The sequence below is a fragment of the Corynebacterium camporealensis genome (assembly GCF_000980815.1).
In the GTDB taxonomy this organism is placed as follows: domain Bacteria; phylum Actinomycetota; class Actinomycetes; order Mycobacteriales; family Mycobacteriaceae; genus Corynebacterium; species Corynebacterium camporealense.
The window spans coordinates 996,653-1,019,467 of sequence record NZ_CP011311.1 but is presented as its reverse complement, the minus strand read 5'-3'; the positions used below and the strand labels follow the sequence as shown (position 1 = coordinate 1,019,467).

20 protein-coding genes and 1 tRNA gene are annotated in these 22,815 nt (G+C 58.6%); 11 read left to right on the top strand and 10 right to left on the bottom strand.

Features of this window, described 5'->3' with window-relative positions; all coding sequences use genetic code 11:
- The first annotated feature begins 76 nt into the window (after positions 1-76).
- The 4 genes from modA to UL81_RS11485 all read left to right on the top strand — a co-directional run bounded on the left by modA (position 77) and on the right by UL81_RS11485 (position 4,162).
- On the top strand, positions 77-841 hold the full coding sequence (modA, locus tag UL81_RS04800; protein ID WP_035105658.1) for a molybdate ABC transporter substrate-binding protein: 765 nt from the start codon (positions 77-79) through the stop codon (positions 839-841).
- Entirely contained in the window at positions 816-2,699 is a 1,884-nt protein-coding gene (locus UL81_RS04795; protein WP_236684517.1) for an ATP-binding cassette domain-containing protein, read from the top strand. Before modA ends, UL81_RS04795 begins: the two co-directional genes overlap by 26 nt.
- A 15-nt stretch (positions 2,700-2,714) precedes the next feature.
- Complete coding sequence (locus tag UL81_RS04790) at positions 2,715-3,425, top strand: helix-turn-helix domain-containing protein (protein WP_035105660.1); 711 nt, start codon at positions 2,715-2,717, stop codon at positions 3,423-3,425.
- A 137-nt stretch (positions 3,426-3,562) separates the two neighbouring features.
- On the top strand, positions 3,563-4,162 hold the full coding sequence (locus UL81_RS11485; RefSeq protein WP_052737444.1) for a hypothetical protein: 600 nt from the start codon (positions 3,563-3,565) through the stop codon (positions 4,160-4,162).
- A gap of 88 nt (positions 4,163-4,250) precedes the next feature.
- Here the strand turns inward: UL81_RS11485 and thrB are convergent, their stop codons facing one another.
- From thrB to argS, 4 genes are all read right to left on the bottom strand, one after another.
- Positions 4,251-5,180 carry a homoserine kinase gene (thrB, locus tag UL81_RS04780; RefSeq protein WP_035105662.1) on the bottom strand — a complete coding sequence of 310 codons (930 nt, stop codon included), beginning with the start codon at positions 5,178-5,180 and terminating at the stop codon, positions 4,251-4,253.
- 73 nt (positions 5,181-5,253) lie between these two features.
- Positions 5,254-6,591, bottom strand: a complete 1,338-nt coding sequence (locus UL81_RS04775) for a homoserine dehydrogenase (RefSeq protein WP_407921717.1) — start codon at positions 6,589-6,591, stop codon at positions 5,254-5,256.
- 103 nt (positions 6,592-6,694) lie between these two features.
- The gene (gene lysA, locus UL81_RS04770; protein ID WP_035105664.1) at positions 6,695-8,032 is read right to left on the bottom strand and encodes a diaminopimelate decarboxylase; all 1,338 of its coding nucleotides are present in this window, start codon (positions 8,030-8,032) and stop codon (positions 6,695-6,697) included.
- On the bottom strand, positions 8,032-9,684 hold the full coding sequence (argS, locus tag UL81_RS04765) for an arginine--tRNA ligase (RefSeq protein WP_035105666.1): 1,653 nt from the start codon (positions 9,682-9,684) through the stop codon (positions 8,032-8,034). Before argS ends, lysA begins: the two co-directional genes overlap by 1 nt.
- A gap of 153 nt (positions 9,685-9,837) precedes the next feature.
- Here argS and UL81_RS04760 point away from each other — a divergent pair, with 153 nt between their 5' ends.
- The 7 genes from UL81_RS04760 to UL81_RS04730 all read left to right on the top strand — a co-directional run bounded on the left by UL81_RS04760 (position 9,838) and on the right by UL81_RS04730 (position 16,938).
- Complete coding sequence (locus tag UL81_RS04760; RefSeq protein WP_046453327.1) at positions 9,838-11,490, top strand: L-lactate permease; 1,653 nt, start codon at positions 9,838-9,840, stop codon at positions 11,488-11,490.
- Between the two features lie 144 nt (positions 11,491-11,634).
- Positions 11,635-12,420 (top strand): (Fe-S)-binding protein, encoded by a 786-nt coding sequence (locus UL81_RS04755; RefSeq protein WP_046453326.1) that lies wholly within the window; start codon positions 11,635-11,637, stop codon positions 12,418-12,420.
- On the top strand, positions 12,420-13,916 hold the full coding sequence (locus tag UL81_RS04750; RefSeq protein WP_035105668.1) for a LutB/LldF family L-lactate oxidation iron-sulfur protein: 1,497 nt from the start codon (positions 12,420-12,422) through the stop codon (positions 13,914-13,916). The genes UL81_RS04755 and UL81_RS04750 overlap by 1 nt, the downstream gene beginning before the upstream one ends.
- Positions 13,913-14,530 (top strand): LutC/YkgG family protein, encoded by a 618-nt coding sequence (locus UL81_RS04745; protein ID WP_035105670.1) that lies wholly within the window; start codon positions 13,913-13,915, stop codon positions 14,528-14,530. The genes UL81_RS04750 and UL81_RS04745 overlap by 4 nt, the downstream gene beginning before the upstream one ends.
- 108 nt (positions 14,531-14,638) lie before the next feature.
- Positions 14,639-16,243 (top strand): alpha/beta fold hydrolase, encoded by a 1,605-nt coding sequence (locus tag UL81_RS04740; protein ID WP_236684516.1) that lies wholly within the window; start codon positions 14,639-14,641, stop codon positions 16,241-16,243.
- Between the two features lie 61 nt (positions 16,244-16,304).
- Positions 16,305-16,378, top strand: a tRNA-Arg gene (locus UL81_RS04735).
- A 230-nt stretch (positions 16,379-16,608) separates the two neighbouring features.
- The gene (locus UL81_RS04730) at positions 16,609-16,938 is read left to right on the top strand and encodes a TM2 domain-containing protein (protein ID WP_052097736.1); all 330 of its coding nucleotides are present in this window, start codon (positions 16,609-16,611) and stop codon (positions 16,936-16,938) included.
- A gap of 101 nt (positions 16,939-17,039) precedes the next feature.
- Here UL81_RS04730 and UL81_RS04725 read toward each other — a convergent pair whose 3' ends face one another.
- The 6 genes from UL81_RS04725 to UL81_RS04700 form a co-directional block, all read right to left on the bottom strand.
- Positions 17,040-17,255, bottom strand: coding sequence for a hypothetical protein (locus UL81_RS04725; protein WP_035105672.1), 216 nt, complete (start codon positions 17,253-17,255; stop codon positions 17,040-17,042).
- Between the two features lie 94 nt (positions 17,256-17,349).
- A complete protein-coding gene (locus UL81_RS04720) occupies positions 17,350-17,646 on the bottom strand; it encodes a hypothetical protein (RefSeq protein ID WP_035105674.1) in 297 nt (98 codons plus the stop codon).
- Positions 17,647-17,676: 30 nt separating this feature from the next.
- Entirely contained in the window at positions 17,677-18,186 is a 510-nt protein-coding gene (locus UL81_RS04715) for a MarR family winged helix-turn-helix transcriptional regulator (RefSeq protein ID WP_035105676.1), read from the bottom strand.
- A 45-nt stretch (positions 18,187-18,231) separates the two neighbouring features.
- On the bottom strand, positions 18,232-20,850 hold the full coding sequence (locus UL81_RS04710) for an AAA family ATPase (RefSeq protein ID WP_035105677.1): 2,619 nt from the start codon (positions 20,848-20,850) through the stop codon (positions 18,232-18,234).
- A gap of 1 nt (position 20,851) precedes the next feature.
- Positions 20,852-21,976: a metallophosphoesterase family protein gene (locus tag UL81_RS04705; RefSeq protein WP_035105679.1), complete on the bottom strand. Its 1,125-nt coding sequence runs from the start codon at positions 21,974-21,976 to the stop codon at positions 20,852-20,854.
- Positions 21,977-21,994: 18 nt separating this feature from the next.
- Positions 21,995-22,813, bottom strand: a complete 819-nt coding sequence (locus tag UL81_RS04700; protein ID WP_046453325.1) for an SWIM zinc finger family protein — start codon at positions 22,811-22,813, stop codon at positions 21,995-21,997.
- Between the last annotated feature and the right edge of the window lie 2 nt (positions 22,814-22,815).

Genomic DNA, 22,815 nt, shown 5'->3' with positions numbered 1-22,815 from the left:
TTGCTCCTGCTAATCCCTCGCGAAGCATGAGTCCTAATTCACCCATGCACAGGATTTGTTCGCTACAGTTTCTGACATGAAGAAAAACACCACCCGTGTTGCTACGGCCCTGGGAACGATGGCAGCGGCAACCTCGCTTGCTGCTTGTGCCCCTGATACTTCCGTGGACAATGACAACCAAGGCGCTGCATTAAACGTTCATGCGGCATCGTCCACACGCGTTCTCAACGATGCGTTGAGCGAAGACTTCGCGGATAAGGACATTTCTTTTAGCTTCCACAATGCTGGTTCCTCTGACTTGGTGACTCAGCTGGCTGAAGGCGCACCTTCTGACCTGCTAGTCACTGCATCGCGCAAGACGATGGATGATGCAGTTGAGAATGGCTCGGTCGAAGAGCCAGAGGTGCTCGCCACTAACCAGCTGGTGATGGTTGTTCCGAAGGGCAACCCGGCAGGTATTAACAGCGTGGAGGATCTCACCGACGAGCACCGCTTGGTGCTGTGTGATCCGCAGGTACCGTGTGGTGATTTGTCGCAGCAGATCATCGAAAAGCAGGGCCTGGACCTGACCCCTGTGTCCCAGGAGCACCAGGTTGCTGACGTGCTGGGCAAGGTAACCTCCGGTGAAGCTGACGCTGGTTGGGTCTACTCCACTGACGCGCAGTCTGCTGGCGATGACGTGGAGGTCATTGAGATTGCAGGCTCCGATGAGTTCACCAATGAGCTACTGGGCGCAGTGACAAAGAACTCTGAGCATCCTGAGCAAGCAGCCGAGGTGCTCGACCACCTGGCTGATGATTTCGATGAGACGTGGCGTGACTTTGGCTTCAAGCCAGCTTAAAAGGGTAACTCCCCCGCTTCCAGCCCTGATTGGCGTACTTGGCATCGCCGCAGGGCTGGTCATCGTTGTACCCGTTATCGCCTTAGGAATCCGCGTGCCCTGGGGCCGCCTGGGTGAAATCCTTGCCCGCCCGGCCACCACTGACATGCTGCTGCTGTCGTTGGCTTCAGCAGCCCAAGCAACCATTTTTGCCGTGGTCTTGGGCACTGGTTTGGCTTTGTGGCTTAACCGCCTGGGCAAAGGTGCGTTCCTCGTTCGCTTGCTGGTCTATTTGCCCTTGGCGTTGCCACCGGTGGTAGCCGGTCTTGCGTTAAGTGCCGCGCTAGGCAGGCGTGGATTACTAGCTCCGCTGTTTGATTGGACCGGCATCCAATTCGCCTTCGCATTCCCCGGCGTGGTCGTGGCTCAGACCTTTGTGGCACTCCCCTTCGTTGTTGCCGCCGTGGATGCCGCCTTGCGCCAGATCGATTCGGAAGTCCTCGACTCCGCCCGTGGCGTGGGGTTAAAGCCTTGGGAAGTGCTCACCAAGGTCACGCTTCCCACCTTGGCACCAGCCATTGCCTCAGGTGCCGGCCTGGCTTTCGCGCGTGCGCTCGGTGAGTTCGGCACCACGTTGACCTTCGCTGGCTCCCAACCAGGGGTTACCCGCACGATGCCGTTGGGCATTTACTTGGAGCGCGAAGTCGACTTTGAAGCTGCGTATGGCTTGTCGGCACTACTCATCGGCTTAGCAGTTATCTGCTTGATCATCGCGGTGCTGCCCAGCCTGTTTGCCCGTAAGCCTGCACCGCAAGCCCGCAGCATCGGCACCATGGACACCGCCAAGCTCGTGGAACTGTGCACCCCGCAGGACAAGGTTGACCTGCACGTTGTTGTTGATGGGCAGGACATCACCTTCCCCTCCGGTACTGTCACAGCACTCGTCGGTGCGAATGGCTCTGGCAAGACCACGCTGTGCAAGCGCATTGCAGGACGCCTTACCGGTGCGTCCCTAAAACCGGAGAACGCGACCATCACGTTGCTAACCCAGAAACCTGGCCTTCCTCCTCGTGCCACTGCGGGTCAGGCGCTCACCATGGTCACGCGGGATAAAGAGCGCACGAAGGAGCTTTTTGCTGCTGCTGGTTTGCAGGAGCTTATCGATGTCCCCGTGCCCTCCCTCTCCGGTGGCCAAGCTGCCCAAGTAGCGTTGCTGCGCGTACTGGCGGCCCGGCCGTCGATCTTGCTTCTCGATGAACCTTTTGCCGCACTCGATATCGCTGCAGCAGCACGCTGGCGAAACGTCTTCCAGGCATCCCACCACACCCGCACCACGGTTCTTGTCACCCACAATCCTTTAGATATCCGCGGTTTGAGTTCGCGCATGCTGGTCTTAGAAAAGGGCCGGGTGGTTACCGAGGGTAAAACGCTTAAGCTTTTGGACTTTCCTCCCACAGCTTTCGTGGCGGATTTGTCCGGTAAGAACCGCCTCTACGGCCAACTCGAAGCAGGCGAACATGCAACGGTTTTTACGTTCGACAACAATCGCATTGCGCTTGCCGGGCAACTCCCCCGCGATGTCCACGGTCAATCAGCAATGTTGGTCTTTGATCCCGAAGCCATCGAAGTGGATACTTTTTCTACTGAATTAGCTACCCCGGAATTGGGGCAACCTCCATCACATAAAGCAAAGCTGCAGGGTACGGTCTTAGGCGCAGAAGCAGTAGGCCCACAAACGATGTATTTACGCATTGAAGTGGGAGGTTGCGCGCTCCGTGTGCCGGCAACTGTTGAACAAGCCCTCCAGTTTAGCGGCGGTGAGCCGGTAACCTGCCTGCTGGATACGCAAAATTTAACTTGCCACTTGCTTGAAGATTAGCCAAGCTTAATAGTCATGGAAGCAGCACCACCCCCGCGTTCGTCCACCGAGCTTTTCCCAGACGCACTGCGCCTGTCACCAAAGCAACGGCTGGTGCTCAACACCTTGCAAGAATTCCCGCAAGGCGCCCGTGCACAAGAAGTCGCTAAGAAACTCGACATGCACGTCAACACTGCGCGCGGGCACTTAGACGAACTCGTCAAAACTGGCGCGGTTCGCGTAACCCGCGCCCCGGCCAAAGGACGCGGTCGTCCCTCGCTCATCTTCCAAGTCCGCGTCCCAGATAACCGGGTGGTTGCCGAAGAATACATCGCGCTCATCGCTGTCATGTCAGAGCTTTTCGCCGACAATGCTGAGCTCAATGACTTTCACAGCGCTAAAGCGCGCGACATCGGCAAGCAGTGGGCTAATCAGGTCCACCAGCCCACCTATATTCCTGGCACTGATGCCTTCCGCACCGTCTTCCACGCCCTGCGCGAACTAGGCTTTGACCCCACTGCCGATAACTCTGAGGAAGACGAGAAATCTATTGAGGCGAAGAAGCAATGCATCGAGCTCAACGCCTGCCCGTTTGTGGCCGCAGGTGTAAAGCCCTCTCCTTTCGTCTGCGCCATCCATGACGGCTATCTGGAGACCACCGCAAAGAGGCTTCCTGGTGATGTCTCGCTGTCACTGACACCTAAATCTGGCAACGGCGTATGCAAGGTAGAGCTAGAAAAGCTCTAGGCTTCGTTTAATGCCGATCTGGCTATACATTAATTCCATTGCAACATAAGTGTGGCTAGGAATACTCCCGCTCAATAATGTGAGTCGAAACACATGCTTGAAAATGCAAGCCGTGCTCAACGTTTACCGACTCTCGAATGGAGGATGCAGCGCCTACGCGCTCCCACACCCTCATGGAATACTTCGCTAAGCCTACGAAGCCGGACCTCATCATTCACGTCGTTATCTGGGCGTGGATCCTCATCGTCAATGTGGCTGCCCACGCCATGCACTTAGAAGCATGGCCGATGTACTTCATCCCACTATTCTTCTTCCTGCTGGATGCTGACGTGAAGAAGATCGTGATGATCTTTGCCAGCTCCGCCATCGGCATCATCCTGGCATTCTGCCTGCGCAGCGGAATGATGCTTCTGGCACCAGCATTCGGTGAGATGCCTGCTTTCATCATGGTCATCGCGGCTGTGCTGGGCATCCTGCTCATCGGTGGAACCTATGCCCCAGGCTTTTTAAACAACATCGCGTTTGCTTACCTGATTGCCGCATCCATCATGATCACTGACCTGGATGCCGGCAAGCTCTTCAACCACCTAGCGGTGCTATTTATCGGCGGCGGCATCATGTTGGGCGGCTGTATCCTGCTAGCTACCTTCGCGATGAAGAAGCTGGGCGTCGAAGAAGGCGCGAAAGACAACGCTGATAAGGACGACCCGGAACCAGAAAAGGTGTCCGTGCGGTAAGGATGGAGAAAAGCAAGAAAGGTTGTCGCCTGTGTGGCGACAACCTTTCGCTTTGTCTGTTTTCTTCCGTGCTTAAAGGCTTTGCCTTTTAAGCACGGGTTACTTTGGTTTCTACCGGGCCGGCTACTTCGAGTTCAAGGACGCGCAGGCCTGCTTCGCGGGCTTCGTCGAGGACGGCGTCCTCGATGGGTTCGGTGTGCAGCACCATGGCGGTGGGGCCGGCACCGGACAGATAAGCCGGGTATCCGCGGTTGCGCAGGCGGTTGACCCATTCGGCGGTAACAGGCAGAACGTCGGAACGGTACGGCTGGTGCAGGCGGTCACGGGTGCCCTCCCAGAGCAATTCCGGGTAGTTCTGCAGTGCGGCAACCTGGACTGCGGTGCGCGAGACGTTGAAGGTGGCGTCGGTGTGCGTGACGTGCGAAGGAAGCACGCGGCGCACTGCCTGGGTAGATGCGTGGAAGTCCGGGACCAGTGCGGTCGCGCGGATATCCGGGTGAACCTGAATCTGTGCGGCTTTGTACTCCGGGAGGGAGCGGCCATCGACAGGCACGGTGGTCCAGGATACGACTGCCTGGCCCAGGACGGAGGCAGCGGCGTTGTCCGGGTGGCCTTCGAAAGCAGAAGACAACTGTACCAGCTGATCGTTGCTCAACGGGCTGCCAGCCAGAGCGTTGCCGGCAGCAACGCCGGCCACGGCAGCAGAAGCCGAGCTACCCAGACCGCGGGAGTGCGGAATGGAGTTATGGCAGACCACGCGTAGGCCCGGCGCAGTCATATCGGCTGCCTGCAGACCAGAGCGAATGGCTTTGACCACCAGGTGGGAGTCGTCGAGAGGAACCTCGTCGGCGCCTTCACCGAAGACTTCGACCTCCAAGCCGGAGTTGGTGACTTCGACCTCGACGGTGTCGTAGAGGCTCAGCGCAATGCCAAGCGTGTCATAGCCAGGGCCCAGGTTGGCCGAGGAGGCCGGAACCCGCACGTTAACCTTCGTGCCGACTTCTACTTCAGTGCTCATTGCTCTTCTCTTTAGGTAGTCGCTTGCTGCCGGTGGGCCGTTGTCTTTGGGTGCCGCCTTCGGGCGTCGCCCTTTAAGCGCCCAGGCGGATGACGGAGTTGACGGCCTTGACGTCGTCGAGTTCGCCCAGCTTGGTGACGATGGCATCCAGGACGCGCTCCTGTGCGGAGTGGGTCACCACGATAAGGCGAGCGGTGGACTCGCCGTCCTCCTGGCGCACGGTGCGCAGGGAGACGTCGTGGTCAGCAAAGACATTGGAGATAGCGGCCAGCACGCCGGTGCGGTCGGCGACTTCCATGTTGATGTGGAAGCAGGTGCGCACATCACCGAAGTCAGCCAGCGGCAGGTTAGCGTATGCGTTCTCCCCTGGTGCGCGGCCGCCGTGGATGATGTTGCGGGATGCACCGACCAGGTCACCCAGGACGGCGGAAGCGGTTGGGTTACCGCCGGCACCGTTGCCATAGAACATCAGCTCGCCAGCGGCTTCTGCCTCCACGAAGATGGCGTTGAAGGACTTGTTGACCGAAGCCAGCGGGTGCTCCTGCGGAACCAGGGTCGGGTGCACGCGGGCGTTGACGGATTCCTCACCGGTTTCTTCGTTGACCAGGTGCTCACAGATAGCCAGCAGCTTGATGGAGTAGCCAGCTTCCTGGGCAGCTTCGATGTCGTCGGCGGTGATCGTGGAAATGCCCTCGCAGTGGACGTCCTCGAACTTCACGCGGGTGTGGAAGCCCAGGGAAGCCATAATCGCAGCCTTGGAGGCAGCGTCGTGTCCTTCGACGTCAGCGGTCGGGTCAGCCTCGGCGTAACCCAAGCGGGTGGCCTCAGCCAAGGCGTCTTCGTAGGAAGCACCGGTGGACTCCATCGCGTCCAGGATGAAGTTGGTGGTGCCGTTGACGATGCCGGAGATGCGCTGGATCTGGTCACCAGCCAGGGAACGGCGCAGCATGCCGACGACCGGGATTGCGGCAGCAACGGCGGCCTCGAAGTAGAGGTCCACTGCGGAATTCTCTGCTGCTTCTGCCAGCTCATCAGCATGTGCGGCAACCAGTGCCTTGTTAGCGGTCACGACGGACTTACCAGCATTCAGTGCGGTGAGTACGAGCTCACGTGGGTAATCGATACCACCGATAACCTCGACGACCAGGTCGATGTCGTCACGCAGGACGAGAGACTTGGCGTCATCGGTAAGCAGCTCTGCCGGAACGCCCGGGCGCTGCTTGTTCTTGTTATGGACGGCAATGCCGCGGATTTCTGCCGGGCCACCGATGCGGTGGGTAAAAGCCTCAGAGTTTTCTCCGAGCAGGCGGTAGACCTCAGCACCCACGGTGCCAAAGCCCAGCAATGCAACACCTACGGTCTCGCCTTCGCCCTTACCGGTACGTACCTGTGCCTGAGAAGTCATGAGCATGTCTCCATAGAACTGTTTGGGGGGTGATTGTCTTAAATTACTGCTAGCTCGCCACTATACCGAGCAGATTCGTCCTCCCCTGGAAGTGGGGGTGACGTGCGAACTAGTCCACCTCGAGAGATAGCAGATCCTCGATGGTCTCGCGACGCAACATCGGCTTGGTATTGCCCACGCGGGTAGCCACCACGGCCGGGCGGACTGCACCGTTGTAGCGCGAGGACATCATGTACTGATATCCGCCAGAGGCTGCAAAAGCCACCAAGTCACCGGTCTGAATATCGTCCGGGAGCTTGCGTTCGTCGACCAAGATGTCGCCAGATTCGCAGTGGAAACCGACGATACGAGAGTCGACCATCTTGCCTTCGGTGTAGCCAGAAACCACGCGCACGTCGTATTCAGATTCGTAGAGAGCCGGGCGAATATTATCTGACATGCCACCATCCACCGAGAGGTAACGACGGATAGGCAACTCGTTGTGGCCGGTCTCGACATCCTTGACGGTGCCCACGCGGTAGAGCGCCACTGCAGAACCAGCGACGAGAGCACGGCCAGGCTCGACCAGCACGAATGGCGGGGTGATATCGAGTTCTTCCGCGGTGCGATCAACTGCGGAGAGCAGGTCGCGCGCCACGGCGTCGACGTCGAGGGCTTCTTCGTATTCCATGTACGGGATACCGAAGCCACCGCCGAGGTCGAGTTCTGGCAGTGCGACGCCCAGTTCGGCGTGGATGCGCTTGTACAGCGAGAGCACGCGCTCGGCCGCCAGCTTGAAACCTTCAGCGTTAAAGACCTGGGAACCGACGTGGCAGTGCAGGCCCACCAGGCGCAGGCCGGTAGCTTCCAGGCACTCCTTGGCGGCATCGAATGCCGCGCCAGTAGCCAGGGAGATACCGAACTTCTGGTCCTCGTGGCTGGTCGCGACGAACTCGTGGGTGTGTGCGTCAACACCCGGCTTCACACGAATCATGACCGGCTGCACAGCGTCGTGCGCGCGAGCAATCTCGTCGAGCTGGCGCAGCTCGTTTTCGTTATCGAGTACGACGTGACCGACGCCCTGCTCCACGCAGAGGGTCAGGTAGTCGGCGTCCTTGTTGTTGCCGTGTGCGGTAATGCGCTTAGCCGGGAAATCCGCAGCCAGGGCAATCTTGAGTTCGTTAATGGAGGCGACGTCGAGGCAGAGGCCTTCTTCGTTGACCCAGTTGACGATCTTTTTGCAGATAAACGCCTTGGATGCGTAGTGCACGTGGTCCGGGCCGCCGAAGGCACGAGCCATGTCCTGGCAGCGCGAGCGGAAGTCGTCTTCATCGAAGACGTAGAGTGGAGTGTCGAATTCCTCTGCGAGTTCCGGCAGCGGGACACCGGCGATGGTGACCACGCCGTCTTCTTCGCGCTTCGCGTTACGCGGCCAGACGTGCGCGGGAAGGTCGTTGAAGTCTTTCATTACATCCTCTCCGGAGCACTCACGCCGACCATGGTCAAGGCATTGGCCATGACGGTGCGGGCGGCATCGGCAAGCGCGAGGCGTGCGCTGTGGATAGGCTGCGCCTCCTCATCAGCCTTCGGCAGCACCTGGCACTGGTCGTAGAAACGGTGGAAGACCGCAGCGAGATCCTCTGCGTAACGAGCAATACGGTGCGGCTCGCGCAGCTGCGCAGCCTCGGCCACGACAGCCGGGAACTCACCCAAGGTGCGGATGAGATCACCTTCGCGCTCGTGGGTCAGCAGGGAGAAGTCTGCACCCTCAGCGCTAACGCCGATTTCCTTGGCCTTACGAGCAATCGAGCACAGGCGGGCGTGGCCGTACTGCACGTAGTAGACCGGGTTATCAGCGGACTGGGAAGCCCACAGGCCCAGGTCAATATCGATCGACTGGTCCACAGAAGAACGCACCAGCGAGTAGCGGGACGCGTCCACGCCAATGGCAGCGACCAGATCCTCAATGGTGATCACGGTGCCGGCGCGCTTGGACATACGTACTGGCTTGCCGTCGCGCAGCAGGTTGACCATCTGGCCGATGAGCACCTCTACGCCATCGGCGTCGTAGCCTAGTGCCGCAGCAGCAGCCTTCAAGCGCGGGACATAGCCGTGGTGATCGGCGCCCAGCATGTAGATGTTGAGGTTATGGCCGCGGTCGAACTTGTCGGCCACGTACGCAATATCACCGGCGATGTAAGCGGCATCGCCGTCCGATTTCACCACGACGCGGTCCTTGGAATCGCCGTACTCGGTGGACTTCAGCCACCAGGCATTCTCAGCCTCGTAGAGCTTGCCATTCTCCTTCAAGTAATCCAGGGCCTTGTCCACAGCGCCGGACTCAAAGAGCGAGTTCTCGTGGAAGTAGACATCGAAGTCCACGCCGAACTCGTGCAGGGACTGCTTAATCTGGGCGAACATCATCTCCACACCAGAAGCACGGAAGTTCTCCTGTACTTCTGCGTCATCGCCCTCGAGTGCCTGCGGGTTTTCCTTCAGCACAGCCTGGGCAATGTCATCGATGTAGGCGCCGCCGTAGCCGTCCTCTGGGGTTGGCTCGCCCTTAGCGGAGGCCGCCAAGGACTTAGAAAAGCGGTCGATCTGACGGCCATGGTCATTGAAGTAGTACTCGCGGGTAACGTCTGCACCGCTTGCTTCCAATACGCGACCCAGGGAGTCACCGACGGCAGCCCAGCGGGTACCGCCCAGGTGAATCGGACCGGTCGGGTTCGCGGAAACGAACTCCAGGTTAATCTTCTGACCTGCGTAAGTAGCGTTGTTGCCGTACGTGGAACCGGCCTTGAGCACCTGCTCCACGATGGCGCCCTGTGCGGCCGCAGCCAGGCGAATATTCAAAAATCCAGGACCCGCAATGCTGGCTTCGTCGATGGCAGGGTTATCCGAGAGGGCATCGGCAAGCCACTGCCCCAGCTCGCGGGGATTAGCCCCAGCCTTCTTGGCCACCTGCAGGGCCAAGTTGGTGGCGTAGTCGCCGTGCTCCGGGTTGCGCGGACGCTCGACGGTCACCGTGTGCGGCAGCACGGTTACGTCCAGGTCATGCTCGCTGAGCACAGTAACAGCAGTTTCTTTAATGAGTACGGCTAGATCTTCTGGATTCATAACGTCAGAGTCTATCGCCCCTTTCGCCATCTGCCACCATCAGCCCATCGTCAGCAGCCAAATGCAAAAAATATTGGGAAATAATGTGCAGGTGCGAAAATCAGATTATGCTACGGATCACAAACTAGTGTTCGTGAGAAATGCGAGAATCTAATGACCGAATTTCACATCACCACTGACGCTATCGCCGACAATTTGGCCTTAAGCGCAGCCGTGGCAACACTTCCCTTAGTCGCCTTCTTCATCATGTTGTTAGGCGTTAAGGCCCGCGCCCACACCTCAGGTGCGGTGGCTTTGGTGGTTGCACTACTTATTTCCGTGCTGGGCTTTGCGATGCCCATTGACATGGCCATTTCTTCCGCCTTCCGCGGCGCATTATTTGGCCTCTTCCCCATTGTCTGGGTGATTATTACCGCCATTTGGTTCTACGAAGTCACCGTGTCTGCCGGGCGTTTTGATGACCTGCGCAAGACCTTTGATCTGCTTGGCGATGGCGATATTCGCATCCAGGCCATCCTCATTGCCTTTTGTTTCGGCGGCCTGCTCGAGGCACTCGCTGGCTTCGGCGCACCGGTGGCCATTACCGCGACGATGCTGCTGGCACTGGGTATTAAGCCGCTGAAGGCTGCTACGACCGTTCTGATTGCGAACACTGCCCCGGTGGCCTTTGGCGCTGTCGGCATTCCGGTGACCACGGCCGGTGAGGTCGGCGGTCGTACCGTGGAACAGACTGCTGATATCGCAAGCCTGATTTCGCTACAGGTCCTGCTCATCGCTGCAGCGGTTCCTTTCTTTATTCTGTTCATCCTGGATGGCTGGCGCGGTGTACGCGAAGCCGCCCCGGCAGCCGCGGTCATCGGCATTTCCTTTGCCATTTCCCAGTGGGCCGCAGCCACCTTCTTCGCTTACCAGCTCACCAACGTCATTGCGTGTATCGTCTCGCTGGGCTGTGCATTCGTCTTCCTGCGCGTCTGGAAGCCCAAGGGCGTTGCCGAACTGCGGGAGCGCATGGGCATCCCCGCCCCGGAGCAAGACTCCCACCTCAACGGCCGTCGCATCTGGATGGCCCTGCTGCCTTATGCGGTGGTCGTCGCAGTCTTTGCCATCGCGACTGCCTTCCCGCGTCTGCTGGGATTCTTGGAAGTCCACTTCGAGTGGCCACTGCTGTCTGGCACGGTTATCGATACCTCCGGTGAAGCAATGGATACCTCCTTTAGCTTCAACATCTTTGGCAACCCCGGTTCTCTGCTGTTGCTCTCGGGCATCATCGTCTCGATTGTCTACATGGTCTTCAACGAAAACGGCACCTATCCCCTGCCTGCCTCTGCGCCAGTCGCCAAGTTTGGCGAAGTACTCAACCGCATGAAGTTCTCCGCACTGACCATCGTGTTCGTGCTCTCTCTGGCCTACACCATGAACTACTCCGGTCAGACCATCGCCATTGGCGAGTTCGTCGCCTCGGCCGGCGCTATCTTCGCACTCTTCGCCCCAGTCCTCGGCTGGGTCGGCACCGCCGTGACCGGTTCCGACACCTCCGCCAATGCCCTATTTGCCAACCTGCAGGTCACCGCCGCCGATCGCATCGATGTCAACCCGGACCTCATGCTGGCTGCTAATACGGCTGGCGGTGTGGTCGGCAAGATGATCTCGCCGCAGTCGCTGGCCATTGCCGCAACCGCAGTGAAGATGGAAGGCGAAGAATCCCGCATCCTCAAGGCTGTCGTGGGCTATTCCGCACTCTTCCTCGTGATCGTCTGCATCACGGTCTTCCTGATGACCAACGTCTTGGGATTCCTGGTTCCCTAAGCCTTCCTCCTAGGCATCGCGGTCCTTAGTTTTCTAAGGACCGCCTTTCTAGAAAACCTTATCTTTTAGGACTAAAATTACATATAACGTCATACCAGCAATTTCTCTTATTTTCTGCTGGTCAGCACATCACGAGGAGCACACATGCGTATTGCGCTTTTCGCCACTTGTATTGGTGACGGACTATTTCCCGATGTACATAAAGCCACCGCGTTAATCCTGTCGCGTTTGGGCCACGAGGTCATCTTCCCGGAGCAACAAACCTGCTGCGGACAGATGCACATCAACACCGGTTATCAGGAACAAGCCTTCAACATCATCCGTACCTATATCGACGCCTTCGCCGATCCATCCATCGATTACGTCGTTGCTGCCTCTGGTTCCTGTGTGGGTGCCGTTCGCGAGCAGCACGTCCGCCTGGCTGAGCGCTTTGGCACGCTTGCCGATGTCGACGGCGCCAAGCAGGCAGCCAACAAGACTGTGGACTTGCCGGAGTTCCTCGTGGACATCGAAAAGCGCGTGGACTTAGGCGCTTTCTTTCCACACAAGGTCACCTATCACCCGTCCTGCCATGGTCTGCGCTTCCTCGAGTTAGGCGATAAGCCCTATCAGCTCCTCAACGCCGTGGAAGGCATTGAGCTGGTCACCCTCGACAACGCTGAAGAATGCTGTGGCTTCGGCGGCACCTTCGCACTAAAGAATGCGGAAGTTTCCCAGGCGATGGTCAACGACAAGACCCGCCACGTCAAAGACACCGGCGCGGAATACGTCACCGGTGGCGACTCCTCTTGCCTGATGAACATCGGGGGTGCTCTTTCCCGCCAGCGCAGCGGCATTCGCGCGATCCACCTGGCAGAAATTCTTGCCTCCACGAAGGAACACCCCTGGAGTCCAGAGTCGGCTGCTTATAGCAAGGAGAAGATGCTCTAATGACGACTGCAACCCCACCCCATGCCCCAGAAAACTACGGCAACCTACGCGGTGAGAAGGCCTTCGTCCCGCTGGCCCATGTGGGTTTGAATAACTCCACGCAGCGCCGCAATCTTCACCACGCGACCACCACCATTCGTGCCAAGCGCGCCAAGGCCGTTGAAGAACTGGACGACTGGCAGGAGCTGCGCAATGCAGGTTCTGCACTCAAAGAAGACGTCGCTGCCCGCATGCCGGAACTCCTCGAGCAATTCGAAAAGGAAGTCACCGCCCGCGGCGGCATCGTCCACTGGGCCCGCGATGCCAAGGAAGCCAACGAGATCATCACCGATCTTATTAAAGACACCGGTGAAACCAACGTGGTCAAGGTCAAGTCCATGGCTACCCAGGAAATCGGCCTGAACGAACACCTGGAAGAACAAGGCATCACCGCCCGCGAGACCGACCTGGCCGAGCTGATTGTCCAACTCGGCGAGGACAAGCCCTCCCACATCCTGGTGCCTGCCATCCACCGCAACCGCGCGGAAATCCAGGAAATCTTCTCCAAGAAGATGCCGCATACCGATGCCTCCCTCCCTGCCGAGCCAGCCGCCCTGGCCGAGGCATCCCGTACTTTCCTGCGCGAGCAATTCATGCAGGCCAAGGTCGCTATCTCCGGTGCTAACTTCGGCGTGGCCGAAACCGGCACCATCAGCATCGTCGAATCCGAAGGCAACGGGCGTATGTGCCTGACCTTGCCGGAAACGCTGATTACGGTCATGGGCATCGAAAAGCTCGTGCCGACCTACCAAGACCTCGAGGTCTTCCTGCAGCTTCTGCCCCGTTCCTCGACCGCTGAGCGCATGAACCCGTACACCTCACTGTGGTCCGGCGTCACTGAGGGCGATGGCCCACAGAACTTCCACGTGGTCCTCCTCGACAACGGCCGCACCGCCGCACTGTCGTCTGAGATCGGCCACCAGGCGCTCAAGTGCATTCGCTGTTCTGCCTGCCTGAATGTCTGCCCGGTCTACGAGCGCGCCGGTGGCCACGCTTATGGCTCTGTCTACCCCGGCCCGATTGGTATTTCACTGACTCCGCAGCTCACCGGCATGAAAGACCACAATGACCCATCGGCAAGCCTGCCTTATGCCTGCTCGCTGTGCGGTCGCTGCGATGAGGTCTGCCCGGTCAAGATTCCGCTGTCCGATGTCATCTTGGAAAACCGCTACCAGAAGGTCACCCACGCCACCCCGCCGGTAGAAAAGCGCCTCTTCCAGGCCGCTGAGTTGCTCTGGGCGCACCCGAAGTTGTGGGGCAACCTCACCCACCTCGTCGTTCTCGGCCGCGTACTGGGCGGCCGCAACGCCACCATCGAGTCCCTGCCGCTGTTTATGTCCGGCTGGTCCACCGGCCGCGATACTGCGGTGCCACCGAAAAAATCCTTCCGCGATTGGTTTGCCTCGGATGAAGCGAAGCAGTTGCTTAACGATGCCCGCAAGGAGGCTAACCAATGAGCGCCAAGACCGAAATCCTAAGCCGCATCCGCAGCGCGCAGAAGCAAGCCGGACTGCCCAAGTCAGTGGAAGTTCCCCGCGACTACCGCCGCGAGAGCGACTTAGGCGCCGATGAATTACGCGAACTGCTCATCGACCGGCTCGAGGACTACAAAGCCACCGTCAAAATCACGGAGGAAGGAAACCTCGCTAGCCTGCTTCAGGAGCTGCTCGGCAACTACAACGAGGTGGTCTACGCCGAGGGCATGGACGCCCAGCTTTTCGATGGCATCTCCGGCGCCCGCCCCGACGATCGCAACTCCGATCCGCGTGAGCTCAACAGTGCTGATGCCGTGGTCACCGAATCACTCGTCGCCTGTGCGCAGACTGGCACCATCGTCATTGAAGCCAATGAGCTCTGCGGCCGCCGTGCACTGACTCTGGTTCCGGACCGTCACGTCTGCATCGTGCGCGGCGACAACACCGTCTACGGCATCCCGGAAGTCATCTCTGCTATGCACCCGGATCGCCCCACGACCTGGATTTCTGGTCCTTCTGCGACCTCCGATATTGAGCTCTCCCGCGTCGAAGGTGTGCATGGTCCCCGTGAACTGACCGTGGTGATTGTTAAATAGTGTGACCACTGTTGCGACCTAGGGCCCCGCTTAGACCAAATCTCTGCGGGGGCTTAAAAGATCCCCTATACTTTGCGGCATAGAAATATTAAGCAAAGGATTATAACTGTGCTCAATCGTTCTCGCTCTACTTCCGTACTCTCTACTATCACTGGTGCCACCGCTACCTTCGCAACCGTGGTAGCCCTCGGCGCAGGCCTAGCCTCTGCGAACCCCGCGCCTGCCGCAGCACCCACTGCCTCGGATATCACCTGGGAAGAATGCCCGCCGAGCGTCGATATCGTCGGCGCTGAGTGTGGCCGACTGGAGGTCCCCACCTACTACGACAACCCGGATGCTGGCAGCATCAGCGTCGGTTTCGTTCGCGTGAAGGCTGCCAATCCGGATGCCCGCCGCGGCGCACTGTTTACCAACCCAGGCGGCCCGGGCGGCGACGCTTACTCCTGGGCTGGTAGCAACAACATTGCCCAGTGGCCGGAAGAAATCCGCAACGAGTGGGACGTCATCGGTGTCCAGCCCCGCGGCTTGCCGGGCTCCACCCCAATTTCCTGTGACCCAGCCGCACCACAGGGCATCATTGAGTTCCTCACCCAGTACGGCGCCCTTACCCGCGCTGGCTGTGAGAAGAACCAGCCGGGCTACAGCAACTCCCTGACCACTGAGAACACCACCCACGACTGGGAAGCTGTCCGCCAGGCTCTCGGCGAGGATCGCATCTCGATTCTCGGCCTGTCCTACGGCACCTTCTTAGCTTCTGCCTACTCGACGTTCTACCCGCAGAACACCGACAAGGTCATCCTGGATTCCGGCGTGGATCCGAAGCAGGCCTGGGGTGGCATTCTTCGTTCCCAGATTGATGGCTACCACGATGGCCTCCACGAGTTCATGGGCTATGTTGCCGACCGCAACGACACCTACGGCATGGGCACTACCCCACTGCAGGTTTATGAGAACTGGTCCCGCAAGGTTGCCTCCGAAGCGGGCGTCCGCCCCACTGCTCTGCCACCGAACGCCGAAATCGGTGACCTGCCACCAGGACTCGAATTCGCCGGCCAACCTGGTGCGGACATCATGACCGCTACTGGTGAGCTGCGCGTCCAGGTCGAGCACCTCCAGGACCGCACCCAGAAGCCAATGAACTACCAGGTCACCTCCCCGACTCTGAATGCCACCCGCCAACTTGTTCCGATGGCTGCATCCTGGGAAGAACTCGCCCAGTTCATCTCCGGCCAAGCCCCGGAAGGAATTCCAGAGCTTTCTGAAGAAGAAACCCAGGCCATCCTCGAATCCCAAGCACAGACGATGGCAATGCAAAGCATCGTCGTTTGCAACGAACACCAGACCCCACCGGAGTACCGCGACCTGCCACCATTCCTGTGGTCGAACTACTTCACCGCTGACCCCTTCATTCAGTTCAGCACCCTGTACTCCAGCGGCGTCGGCTGTGCCGGCCGCGGTCCGGTGACCTCCCTGCCGAACTTCGATGGCTCTGCGCTAGAGACCAAGCCACTGCAGATCCAGGGCACCCGCGACCCGCAGACTCCATACCACCTGCACACCGGCATCTCTCGTCCGATGCAGTCCCACGTTGTCACCGTCCAGGGCCCAGGCCACGGACACGTTGCTATGGGCAACAAGGCTGTCGATGATATCGCCGTAGAGTTCCTGCGCAGCGGCCATGTCGGCACCTCCGACGCACCGGGGTTAAATTAGTTTCTCCCGCAGCGATGCGTTAGAATCACATCGTTGGTTTTCCACCTGGATCTCCAACAATGTCTCCGTAGCTCAGCGGATTAGAGCATCGGTTTCCGGTACCGAAGGTCGCAGGTTCGATCCCTGTCGGGGACACACTTTTTCACCCTCCATCTGAACCAGATAACACTGGTCGATGGAGGGTTTCGTGTATCCAACACGCGGGTCAATGCCCAGTGACAGCGCGACAACGCAGCAACGAGGCGACGCTGCAACCAAGGCAGGATGTCAGCACCGATTCCACAGGCGACTTTTAAAACTAGACCATAGAGTGGTTTTGCGATTAAAGAAGTTAGTCAGATTCTCGCCTGTGAAAGGAAAGATCCATGAACAGTCCGTATCAGTATCTTCCCGATCCACAACCGACACCGAGCGAAGCAGAGTTATTCGCTATTCAGCAAGCCCAATACGATTATGAAGACCGCAAGAAGTCCAACATCGTGATGTGGCTGCTATGGCTTTTTACCGGGCTCTTTGGCGGGCACCGTTACTACATCGGCAACATTGGCTACGGCGTTGCCATGACGTTCACGCTGGGTGGGTTGGGTATCTGGACGCTTCTCGATGCCTTAGTGCTTTCCCAAGCCCGTGCCAGGAGGAACCGGGAGATTAAGCTCAGCTGCTACGCGCTACGTGGAGTCCCGCAATACGTATAGGCACCCAAATGCGTGCTTATACGAGGCAACTGCCCCGCTTGAGCGGGGCATGAAGAAACCGCAGTGAGTTCATCTCACTGCGGTTGAAGGTGTCGCGTCTATTAGGCTGCGAACGGGCTGGTGATATCGATACCGATATTCAGGGTGCCGTGCTCAATCCAGAACATGCCCAGCATCATCAGGGCGCACACGACGAAGGAAATGATTCCCATTGGGATCCAGGCGACGAATACCTTTACCCAGCCGTTGTCCTTGTCACGAGCTTCTGCTTCCTTGCGGTCCTGCTCTTCACGAGCGGCCAGAGCCTGGTTCGACATATACTCCCTTGCCTTTCACTGTTGCCCGCGGGCCTGCGGGCGATGCTGGACAATATCTTAGCACTTCCCCACCCGTGTCGGGGTAAGACTACCCCTAGATTCCGGGGTCTTGATTGTTCTCCAAAGCGTCCAAGAATTCTTCGCGGTCATCGAGCATCTGATTGATGTCTTCTTCTGCGCCGCGAATCCACAAACCAGCAGCTTCGTCGAAGGTCACGGCGGCCGATGGGACATCGTCAAGCGCTGCTTCTATTGCCTCAACCTGCTCCTCGGTGGGGTCATCTTCTAAGACCTCCGGGGAGGAAATGAGCTTGGTTAGCTCCGTTAGCGGAGTGATGTTGTATGTACGGTACTGGCGCTTGGGGTGCTCGAAAAGCTCTTGTCCCATCATGGTATTTACTCCTTGTGGGGTGGGTGCCAATTAGCGTTCCGGTAAAACGTTAAGGAAAGAATCCGGGATGTAGTCAGGGTACCCCGGAAGGTTGTTGGCGTTGAGGATGCCAGTAAAGAAACGACGTAGCGCCGGCACGTCTTCGGGGTGCATGTGGTCAAAGACTAAGCGACGAACTGATTCAACGTGTTCCGGAACAGCGTTTTTGAGTCGCTGCATGCCCATGTCGGTAATTCCTACGACAACGCCACGCTTGTCGTTTTCGAACTTGGTCTTCGAGACCAAACCGCGTCGCGCCATGCGGGTGACCTGATGGGAAGTGCGCGAGCGGTCCCATTCTAGTTCTTCACAAAGTTCGCGAAGTCGCAGTTGCTGACCGTGCGCTTCAGACAGTGACACCAACACCGAGTATTCGGGAAAGGTCACCTCCCCGCCGGCTGTCAGGGTTTCTTCAACAGCGTGAGTAAGTTTGCGGCTGGCTGCTAGATAGAGTCGCCACAGGTCTTGCTCATCGTCGTTGAGCCACCGGGTTTCAGTCATGCATACAACATTACTATGCAGCGCACAGGGGGTATTTATCGGCTCTTAATCCATTAAGTTGGCTATGTCGTAGCTCACTTTTCCGGGCACGCTGGAGTAGCGCTGCGGCATACATGTCAATACAATTACCTGAGATTTTCGCCCGGCATCCGCAAAGAGCGTGGCCATCAATTGCAGACGTGGCGAGTCCGTCGACCCCAAGGCATCGTCCACGATGACCGGCACATCTTCGCTGCTCCCCTTTCCGACCAGCTCAGCAATGGCAAAGCGGGTGATAATCGCCAGCTGCTCGCGGGCACCCCCGGAGAGATGTTCCAGCCCCACGCTGGTTCCATCCTGAGTACGAGCGGCAATCTCGAGGTTCTCATCCAGGTCAAAGCTCACATCATTGCCGTAGACCACCCGGGAGAGCTCCGCGAGCTTCGTCACGAAAGGCTCGCTGTAGCGTGCGCGCGCTTCGTCGCGGTGGCGGTGCAGAAGGTTCAACAGATACTTTGCAGCATTCGCACGACGCTCCAAAGACGTATGAATCTCGCGGGCTGCTTCCTGGCGCGCCTGGGCTTGCTCGAGTTCCTCTGCAACACCGGCATGCTGTTCGATGCGGCTTGATAGGCGAATGAGCTCTTTTTCGGTGTTGTGCACGGTATCGCGCGCATCCTGCAGGTTGGCCTTCGCGCCTTCGTAGAGTTTCTGTGCCATGGCGGCATCAGACGCTTCGAGTTCTTTCGCGGCAGCCTCGTGTGCAGCAACGAGTTCCTGCTCGGTGGCCTCTGCCTTCTCGGCGGCAGCCTTGAGGTCCTCGTCGCTGGATTCTTGGCGAGTCTGGTCGAGCTCTTGGGCGATACGCTCTGCTTGCGCCGTTGCTGCTTCGGCCAGCGATTCTGCACGGGCAAGTGCGTTGGCTGCGCTGCGCTCTTTGTACGGAAGCAGAGCGGTTTCTGCTAGCTCCACGTCATCGCGAGCTTTATCTTCCGCCTTTTCTGCCTCCTGCAGTTGCTTCTTCGCGCCCTGGGCATCCAAGCCCTCAACAGCGCTGAAGTCCTTGGACTTTAGCGCCTCGTGCTGCGCTTTGAGTTCTGCGTGGTCGTCCTTGCCCAACAGGGACGTCCATTCGGCTTCGAGCTGTTTCAATTCAGCATCCGCGCTGCTGTGGGCGGCGGCTAATTCGCGCAGTTGCTCGACGCTTTCTACATCCAGCGAGTCGAGTACTTCCGCCAGCTTATTCTCGGCATCGCGGAGTGCTTCGTCAGTGGGTGAATCCTGTGCTTCGTAGCGAGCACGCAGACCGGCGATGGTCAGTTCGGTGCCGTTCCTTAAGTTCACGGATGTTTCTGTATCAACGGAAACATCCTCGCCGTCGACGGTGATGGTGGTCTGTTCATCAGCATTGAGGATCAGCTTGGCGGCACTGGCTTCTGCCAGACGCTTCGCGATAACCAATTCAGTCTCCGCCTTAGCAGCCTTCTCCACATCAGCATCCGTAATCGTGCGGCTGCGCTCGGCACGCTGCGCGCGGGAAGCCTGGAGTTTCTCTGACAGGGCGTCAAGTTTCTCCACGCGCTCGGCTAGTCCATCCAGACGGTCGCGGTCAGCGATGGCATCGGCCCGTAGGCGTGCCTGCTTGACTGCCTCACGCGCGGTGGCGTGCGCTTCCTTGGCAGCATTGAGCTCTGCTTCCTTCTTCTCCCGTGCGCTGCCTTCTTCCTCGGCGGCTTCCTTAGCCTGCGCGGCTTGGGCAGCAGTGGACTCTGCTTCCTGCTTTGCTTTGTCGACCTCCGCAATGAGCTTGTCGCGGCTAGCGATGGCTTCGCGGGCACGCAGGGTTGCAGCGGTCGCGGCGTCAGCAGCTTCCTTCTGTTGTTCCACTCGCTGTTGTGCCTGCTGTGCTTTTTCGGCAGCGACCTGGGTTTCTTCGAGGTTGCGCTCGGCCTCTGGAATGCGGGCCTCAGCATCGCTGAGTTGCTGTTCTAAGGATTCGTGACGCTCGACGACATCGTCAAGCTCTTGCAATTGACGGTCAGCGAGGGTGGCAGCCTCTTCTGCCTCCTCGAGTTCCTTGATGGCCGCTTTGTACTCACCGGTGGGGTTGCCCTGCTTGAGCGTGAAGTAGCGTTCGTATTCTTCCTCGACGCGAGTCAGTAGCTCAGTATCTTCGCTCAGGTCAGCGCTGTCGCCACCGCTTTGCTCATCCAGCACGCCGGTAAGACTCGGAATACCCACAGCCGCGATGCCTTCGCCCAAGTCGTCTTGGGCCAGGAACAGCGCGCTGAGCAGGTCTTGGTCGAGGTAGTCGTTAAGGATTTCTTGGAGTTTGTCCTCTGCTTCCCCACCGGTATAGCTGGCCGACTTGGGGCTTAAGATGGTGAGCTCCGCCTTACGTGTGCGCAACCAGCGTTTGAAGATACGAAAACGCACTGGACCAACGGTGGCTTCCAGCGTGACCTCGGGCCCGACGTCCTGGCCGGAAGGCTGCAGCGGCTTGATGTTCTTTTTCGACATGCCGGTGTGCTTTTCGTTGAGCACCTTGTCAATGGCCTCAGCAATCGTCGACTTGCCCGACTCGTTGGGGCCATGGATGACGACGACGCCGGTGTCGGGGAGATCATCGATAAGCAGGTGCTCCACACCGCGGACGTTGCGCAGCTCTAAAGAATGAATCCGCATCTTAGGCCTCCTTCATGTGCAGGCGGAACAGCAGGTTCGCAGCATCCCTGCCCACTTCTGTGTCGAGCTCATCCAACAAATCCTGCAGCGCGGCCGCCGCATAGCCGTGCATATCCATACCGGCCAGCTCTTCTTCGGAAGGCTCCAAATACAAGTCCGTGGTCCTATCGCGCACCTTCAGCGAGGCAAAGACTTCTTCCAGCTCACCCAGGCGTTGCTGCAGCTTGGCCTGGGCATTCAGTCCCACCGTGCCGCGCAGACCATATTTAATAGCCGTGCGAATCTTGTCCGGGTAGTCCTCTAATTCCTTGAGGAACCTGTCGACGTCCTCTTCACTGTTGACTTCCCTATCCAGCGCCTCAAAGCGCCAGCGGCCCACCGCACGCTTGTCGATGTCCACATCCTCACCATCCACAGTCACCACCAGCACGTTGCCGGAGTCAACCTCACCGGTATTGGCCGGCACGCCATGGAAATCGGTTGTTTCCGGTGCGCCCGAAAACCACACCCGGCCAGTATTGCCCAGCGACATCGTGGAGTGCGTGTCGCCCAAAGCCAGGTAGTCAATGACCCCGGCGCGAATCTTGTCTTCTACGTAACTGAGATCGATGACGTCGGCATCGTCTTCCGCACCGCGGGAATCCACCTGGCCGTGACCAACGGCGATGCGGATGCCATCGGTGGGTTCGAGGCGCTCCAGTGCTGCGCGGACCAGGTCGTGGTTAGCACGCTTGGAGGTATAAGGAGCGCCGACGATTTCTACGCCCTCTTTGATCTGGATGGGCTCGGAGTCCGCGATGACGTGAACGTTATCGGCCGTTGCCTTGTAAAACACCGAATCTGCCACCAAAGGATCGTGATTGCCGGGTAGCAAATACACCGGCACGGGAAGACGCTTGAACATCTCCTGCGCGCGCAACAAGGTGCGCTTGGCCAGGGAATTATGCTCGAAAACGTCGCCTGCCACGACGATGAATTCCGCACCTGTTTCCGTGGCTATCTCGCCGAGTTTGAGCACGGCGGCTTCGCGGTCATCGGCAAAGCGGGCGCCGCCTTCCTCGCCGAGGAACCAGCGGGTCATCCCTAACTGGAAATCAGAGGTGTGAATGAACGTGGTGGCAGTCATACGCCCCACTATTACCACCTACTTGTGGGTTAAGTGGTGATACATATCCTCAATATCTGACACTGCACGCAGCAAGTCGATATTGGTATGCGAGACCGCGCGCATCGCCTTGCGCAACAAGTCCGGATCCGAGTCATCCAACGCTGGTGCAACTTTCGGGCGTGGCAGGTCAGGCAATTCGCGTCCTTCCCAAAAAAGCTGGTGGCGCTGTTCTGGTTTGAGGCTGTCATCGCTAATGCTGTCATGAGCAGCGGTGTGCGCTTCGGTCATCACCATTTCTTCTAAGCGGGCAAAGCTCATACCGCGCATGCTGAAGATGACGGCCGGGTCGGCATCGATACGCGCTGCCAAACGATCCGCTACGGCCACGACATGCTTGCAGACGTACTCCCCATCCGGGCACGTGCACGAAAAGCGGATGTCCTCGAGCTTTTCGGCAAAAAGTAAGTCGATAACGTGATCGCTGAGCACACCATCGCGAGCATTCGCCATCGAATTCGGCGTGCGCGCAAAAGTACGCGAGAGCTCTTCAATATCTTCCTTGGTACGGAAGGGCAGCTGAATAAGAACGGTAAAAGGTTCAATTTGTGAGCCGGCGACCTGACCGTGCACGGCACCATCGCGCACATCCAAGCTCACTACGTGACCGCCGGCCGCATACTGGCGACCGCGCGTAATACGGCCAGAATCCGTACCACTATTAATAAGGTCAACCACGCGGGTTGCTGCCGGCGAAAGCGCGCCGTTGCGCTGGACATGCTTGACTTCTTCCGGCGAGGACACGCGCTTGCGCTGGCCGAAGTTCGCGTAAATGACGTTGTCTTTTTCTACCGCCATTT

What these genes read in the sequence shown, in the direction of transcription:
- UL81_RS04745 (WP_035105670.1), top strand. Translation starts at nt 13,913, where the DNA reads ATGAGCGCCAAGACCGAAATCCTAAGCCGCATCCGCAGCGCGCAGAAG.
- lysA (WP_035105664.1), bottom strand. Translation starts at nt 8,032, where the DNA reads ATGAAAGACTTCAACGACCTTCCCGCGCACGTCTGGCCGCGTAACGCG.
- UL81_RS04790 (WP_035105660.1), top strand. Translation starts at nt 2,715, where the DNA reads ATGGAAGCAGCACCACCCCCGCGTTCGTCCACCGAGCTTTTCCCAGAC.
- UL81_RS04720 (WP_035105674.1), bottom strand. Translation starts at nt 17,646, where the DNA reads ATGATGGGACAAGAGCTTTTCGAGCACCCCAAGCGCCAGTACCGTACA.
- UL81_RS04775 (WP_407921717.1), bottom strand. Translation starts at nt 6,591, where the DNA reads ATGCTCATGACTTCTCAGGCACAGGTACGTACCGGTAAGGGCGAAGGC.
- UL81_RS04700 (WP_046453325.1), bottom strand. Translation starts at nt 22,813, where the DNA reads ATGGCGGTAGAAAAAGACAACGTCATTTACGCGAACTTCGGCCAGCGC.
- UL81_RS04715 (WP_035105676.1), bottom strand. Translation starts at nt 18,186, where the DNA reads ATGACTGAAACCCGGTGGCTCAACGACGATGAGCAAGACCTGTGGCGA.
- UL81_RS04705 (WP_035105679.1), bottom strand. Translation starts at nt 21,976, where the DNA reads ATGACTGCCACCACGTTCATTCACACCTCTGATTTCCAGTTAGGGATG.
- UL81_RS04750 (WP_035105668.1), top strand. Translation starts at nt 12,420, where the DNA reads ATGACGACTGCAACCCCACCCCATGCCCCAGAAAACTACGGCAACCTA.
- modA (WP_035105658.1), top strand. Translation starts at nt 77, where the DNA reads ATGAAGAAAAACACCACCCGTGTTGCTACGGCCCTGGGAACGATGGCA.
- UL81_RS04710 (WP_035105677.1), bottom strand. Translation starts at nt 20,850, where the DNA reads ATGCGGATTCATTCTTTAGAGCTGCGCAACGTCCGCGGTGTGGAGCAC.
- UL81_RS04730 (WP_052097736.1), top strand. Translation starts at nt 16,609, where the DNA reads ATGAACAGTCCGTATCAGTATCTTCCCGATCCACAACCGACACCGAGC.
- UL81_RS04760 (WP_046453327.1), top strand. Translation starts at nt 9,838, where the DNA reads ATGACCGAATTTCACATCACCACTGACGCTATCGCCGACAATTTGGCC.
- UL81_RS04755 (WP_046453326.1), top strand. Translation starts at nt 11,635, where the DNA reads ATGCGTATTGCGCTTTTCGCCACTTGTATTGGTGACGGACTATTTCCC.
- argS (WP_035105666.1), bottom strand. Translation starts at nt 9,684, where the DNA reads ATGAATCCAGAAGATCTAGCCGTACTCATTAAAGAAACTGCTGTTACT.
- thrB (WP_035105662.1), bottom strand. Translation starts at nt 5,180, where the DNA reads ATGAGCACTGAAGTAGAAGTCGGCACGAAGGTTAACGTGCGGGTTCCG.
- UL81_RS04725 (WP_035105672.1), bottom strand. Translation starts at nt 17,255, where the DNA reads ATGTCGAACCAGGCTCTGGCCGCTCGTGAAGAGCAGGACCGCAAGGAA.
- UL81_RS11485 (WP_052737444.1), top strand. Translation starts at nt 3,563, where the DNA reads ATGGAGGATGCAGCGCCTACGCGCTCCCACACCCTCATGGAATACTTC.